5 protein-coding genes and 1 pseudogene are annotated in these 4,791 nt (G+C 54.0%); 4 read left to right on the top strand and 2 right to left on the bottom strand.

Annotated features, from left to right (window positions below):
* Positions 1-636, bottom strand: a 636-nt coding sequence (locus VI895_06080; GenBank protein ID HLG19369.1) for a zinc ribbon domain-containing protein, incomplete at its 3' end; no start/stop codon positions are given.
* 12 nt (positions 637-648) lie between these two features.
* Positions 649-1,383, bottom strand: a pseudogene (locus VI895_06075) (recombinase family protein).
* Between the two features lie 180 nt (positions 1,384-1,563).
* Here VI895_06075 and VI895_06070 point away from each other — a divergent pair.
* The 4 genes from VI895_06070 to VI895_06055 form a co-directional block, all read left to right on the top strand.
* On the top strand, positions 1,564-2,526 hold the full coding sequence (locus tag VI895_06070; GenBank protein ID HLG19368.1) for a site-specific integrase: 963 nt from the start codon (positions 1,564-1,566) through the stop codon (positions 2,524-2,526).
* A complete protein-coding gene (locus VI895_06065; protein HLG19367.1) occupies positions 2,516-3,469 on the top strand; it encodes a tyrosine-type recombinase/integrase in 954 nt (317 codons plus the stop codon). Before VI895_06070 ends, VI895_06065 begins: the two co-directional genes overlap by 11 nt.
* Positions 3,469-4,482 carry a tyrosine-type recombinase/integrase gene (locus VI895_06060; GenBank protein ID HLG19366.1) on the top strand — a complete coding sequence of 338 codons (1,014 nt, stop codon included), beginning with the start codon at positions 3,469-3,471 and terminating at the stop codon, positions 4,480-4,482. The genes VI895_06065 and VI895_06060 overlap by 1 nt, the downstream gene beginning before the upstream one ends.
* Positions 4,483-4,587: 105 nt before the next feature.
* On the top strand, positions 4,588-4,791 hold a 204-nt coding region (locus VI895_06055; protein HLG19365.1), incomplete at its 3' end, for a hypothetical protein.

The following is a 4,791-nucleotide window of genomic DNA, read 5'->3' as shown; positions in this document are numbered from 1 at the left end:
ATCGGCCAAAATGGACCACGGCAAGTGATAGGAATAACTGAGCTTTCGACTTTTCAGGACGGGGTTCAATCCGATCCGCCGGAAAAAATCTTTTTGGGCTTCCAAATTTTCGCGCGTCGCGCTCTGACCCGCCTGGTGGGCCGCTTCGAGAAACTCCTTAAGCGGTTCAAGCCACGAAATGGTTGACCGGTTAAGTTGCGTCAATTTGCCGTCGATTTCGAACTTACGATTAAGAAGGAACTCCTTCTTGGCCAGGTACTCCGAGGTATTGACGACGCCGTTTAAGTGGGCATCGAGAAGCCGATCGAGCTTGCCTTGGGTGTTGGCAAGCTCGTCGGCGGCCTTTTGTTTGAGGTCAACCATTTGGTGGCGAGAAGCTTCCCGTTCCTTGGCCCATTCGGCTATCATTTTCTCAAAACTTTCGGTCGGCAGGGCGACCGACTCAATCGCATCGCTGATTTGTCGTGAAAGCTCCTCCTCACGAACGTAAGGTTCCCCGCAATGCCCGCGTTTCTTTGTGCAATGGTAATAGGAGTGGCCCTTCTGCCGCTGCGCGGTAATGGAACAACCGCAATTTGCACATTTGGCCAGGCCAAGGAACGGGAAGAGGTGCTTTCGAACCTGATGGGGTTTCATCCTTCGTTTGAGGAGTTGCTGCACACGATCGAAGAGCTCTTTGGAAACAATCGGCTCATGGTTGCCCCGGAAACATTCTCCGGCCCACTTCATGAGACCGTAGTAGAAAGAATCGGTGAGAATCTTGTGAACCATGAACGTAACGAGTGGTTTTCCGCTCCGACCCGTCAAGCCCCAGGACCGCGTCAAACGTTTGAGCGATTCGATCGTGTGCGATCCTTTGGCGAATTCCTCAAACATTCGCCGAACGAGAGCGGCTTTTAGCGGATCAGCGACAACCTTTCGGCCGATTTTATCGTTGAGATAGCCCAGAGGCGCTCGGTCCGGCCACTCCCCTCGACGGCATTTCTGCCTCATCCCGCGCTTTACATTCTCGGATAGGTTGTCGCTGAAGTGTTTGCTTTGCGCGAACGCAATGTTGAGCATGAACTTCCCCTGCGGCGTATTCTCAAACCAAAACGTAGGAAATTTGAGCGACTGGAGTCGGCCGGTGTCGACGAGGTAGACGATTCGCCCTCCATCGACGGAATTTCGAGCGAGGCGATCTGGATGCCAGGCAAGGATACCTTGTGCTTCTCCGCGTTCGATCCGAGAGATTACGTCGTCAAAAATAGGCCGACCTGGAATTTTGGCCGTTCGCGCCTCGACAAATTCTTGGACAATTGTGAGCCGCTCTCGTTCGGCGGCGAGGCGAAGCTCGAAGAGCTGAGCCTCGATCGAAAGCACCTGCTTTTCTTCGCTGTCTGTCGATTTGCGAGCGTTATGTGGAGCTCCACATAACGCCCGTTATGTGAAGTACCCCGTTATGTGAAGTGAGCGTAAGAACCTTTGTGATTTCGCGTCTGTAATCGGTTCTTACTTCACATAATATTCCTCTCGATTAGCGATCCCGTACCCTCCTTCCCTCACATTTAACGGAGGTGTTGGATGATCGCGCAACGTAAGAACAAACCCGTTCCAAAGCCTGTCTATCCGGGATCAAAACTCGTGAAGGAGTACCTGGAGTTCTTGCGTCAGGACCGGGGGCTGGTGGAAGCAACGATATCTTGCCGCCAGCCACCGGCTCGGGATTTCCTCAACGCTTATCCAGAATATGCCACGCCGTCGCGGATCGGCCGGGTCCGTCCCCAAATGATCCACGAGTACATGATCAAAACCCTACGGCTTTTCTCGCGACCGAAGAAGAAGATGTGGCTGACGGGGGTTCGGGATTTTTTCAAGTTCCTTTATCTCCAAGGGTATCACAACCGGAATCTTGCGAACGCGGTTCCGACCTTGATTTCCTACTCCTTGGACCGGATCCCTCGCGCGTTATCGGCCGACGTGGTCGAACGGTTACTCGACGTTCCGGATCGCAGGCGACCGATTGGCCGGAGGGATTATGCCATCTTGCTCTTATTGGCCACCTATGGAGTCCGGAGCATCCAGGTCGTCCATCTTCGTTTCCGAGACCTTAAGTGGCGGGAGGGGACGATCCGGTTTGAGGCCCATAAAGGAGGAAAACCGCTTTTCTTTCCGTTGGAAAAACCGGTGGCCGAGGCTCTCTTAAACTACATCAAAAAGGATCGAAAAGAGATCTCTCATCCGCAGGTCTTCGTCAAACATCAAACCGGACCTACGAGGGGGAACCCTCTGGGACGTGAGCTCTGGAATATGGTGCAGCGCCATTTACAAAAAATCGGTATTCGTGCGCCGGTCCCCAGTCGAGGCCCTCATTCGATTCGCCATGCCTTTGCCACGCGCCTGCTGGCCCAGAGAACGCCGCTCAAGACTATTGCCGATCTTTTAGGACATCGTTCCCTGCGCAGCACGTTCATTTACACAAAAGTCGATCGGGAACAACTGAGAGGTCTGGCCCGTCCCTGGCCGGAGGTGTCCCATGAAGAATAATCCCTTTGCGGGCGGGCTCGGGAAACAGATGACGCAGCACCTTACGCTTCGTCGATCTCTGGGGATCTTATCCCAAGCCGATGAAGTCACGTTGAAAAAGTTCAATCACTATCTGAGAGAACACTTTCCCCGGGCAAAGACCGTCACCCGAGAGATGGTGGTGGGGTACCTTACGACCAACACCCATTTACACTCCAGTAGCCGGGTCAACGAGGTGGTCTACGTGAGGCAATTTTGCCTCTTTCTGTTTCGACAAGACCTGAAGGTTTACCTCCCCGAAAGATCGTTGGTCCCCAAGGCCCAACCGAAGGTGCCCATCCATATTTTTAACGAGGAAGAGATCCGGACGTTGATCGGGTTGGCGAGGGCCTTGAAACGGCGAACGTCGGTCCCTCCCTATGCCGTGTTGATCGGTCTGCTTTGGGTCACGGGTCTTCGCCCGGGGGAGGCCCTCCGGCTCAATTGGGAGGATATCGATTTCAAGGAAGGAATCCTCCAGGTCCGAAAGACCAAATTCTTTAAATCCCGTCTCGTTCCCGTCTCCGAATCCACACTCAGAGCCTTGAGAAACTACCTGTTTTTTCAACCTCCCGATGACGCCGGTCTTAAGGCGCCTCTTTTTAGGAGTCCGAAAGGGAAGCGGCTGTGCAAGGGGACCCTCCATTGTGTCTTTCGACGACTGACCGCTTTGGCGGGAATCCGAAACGTCCAGGGGAAGAGTCCACGGCTCCATGATATTCGCCATTCGTTCGCCACTCAGACGCTCAACGATCACTATCGGAACGGCAAGGATCCCAACGCCTACCTTCCGATCCTGGCCACCTACCTGGGGCATGCCGACGGCAAACATACGCAGGTCTACCTGCACGTCTCCCCGCACCTGTTGCAGGACGCTTCCAGGCGATTTCGAAATCATGTCCGCACAAGGAAAGGGGGAGTCTGATGAACGGACCCAACGATCTTTTTTCTCATGTTCAAACCTTTTTTCAAGAGTACCTGGGATCCGAAAGAGGCCTAAGCTCCAACACGATCCTCTCCTACCGGGACACCTTGAAACTGTTTTTCCATTTTGTGGCCACAACGAAAGGACGAAATCCCTCCGACCTGACCTTGAACGATCTGACGGTGCAAAACGTTTTGCGGTTCTTACAGGGGATTGAATCTCGAAGAAAAAATAGTGTGGTCACCCGGAATCAACGGTTGGCGGCCCTCAAGACCTTCTTCGCCTATATGATCCCTCACGACCTTGGCCGGTCGGGGCAATATCAAAAGATCACCGTCCTCTCGATGAAACGACAACCCCATCGAATGATGGAGTATCTCACCGAGGCCGAAATGGACGCCCTGCTGCAATCCATCGATCGGGGGAAAAGGAGCGGGGAACGCGATTACGTCCTGGTAACGCTGCTCTACAACACGGGAGCCAGGGTCCAAGAGATCTGCGATTTGACCGTGGGCGATGTTCATTGGGAGCCTCCGTCCTCGGTGACGATCACCGGAAAGGGACGGAAAATGAGACAAGTCCCCCTCTGGCCCGAAACGGTCAAACGACTCAAAACCTTCTTGCTCCAGCGGGGAGTCGCGCAGGATCCAAAGGCAAAGCTCTTTGTGAACCGCACGGGTCGTGATCTAGGGAGGTTCGGTGTCCGCCACATGATCCGGACACGCATCCAGGCCGCCACAGACATCTGCCCCAGCCTCAAGAACAAAAGGGTGGGCCCCCACACCCTTCGGCATACGACCGCCATGCATTTGCTCCACTCGGGCGTCGACCTCACGGTCATCAAAAGCTGGCTGGGCCATGTGAATCTCTCCACCACCCACGGCTACATCGAAATCGATTTAGAGATGAAGCGAAAGGCCCTTGAATCGTGTCGGCGACCGGCCACATCCAACGATCTAACGCCCGTTCTTCATCAAAACAAGGAGATCATCCGATGGCTTGAGTCCCTCTGAACCCAGATATTATGTGAAGTGAAATCTGTGCCAACCCCCGCCCATCCTGGGGCCAACTGCCGAACTTCACATAACGGGCGTAGAGAAAGTAACGAAGGGCCATCTGTGGAGCAGAATATGTCCGACCGGAAGTCGACAGACAAATTGAAAATCATCTTTCTGGAAGCTGCCCACCAGGCGGGTCAGAGCGCGACGCGCGAAAATTTGGAAGCCCAAAAAGATTTTTTCCGGCGGATCGGATTGAACCCCGTCCTGAAAAGTCGAAAGCTCAGTTATTCCTATCACTTGCCGTGGTCCATTTTGGCCGAT

It is taken from the genome of Bdellovibrionota bacterium (assembly GCA_035292885.1).
Classification (GTDB): domain Bacteria; phylum Bdellovibrionota_G; class JALEGL01; order JALEGL01; family DATDPG01; genus DATDPG01.
This window is presented reverse-complemented; position numbering and strand designations above follow the sequence as displayed.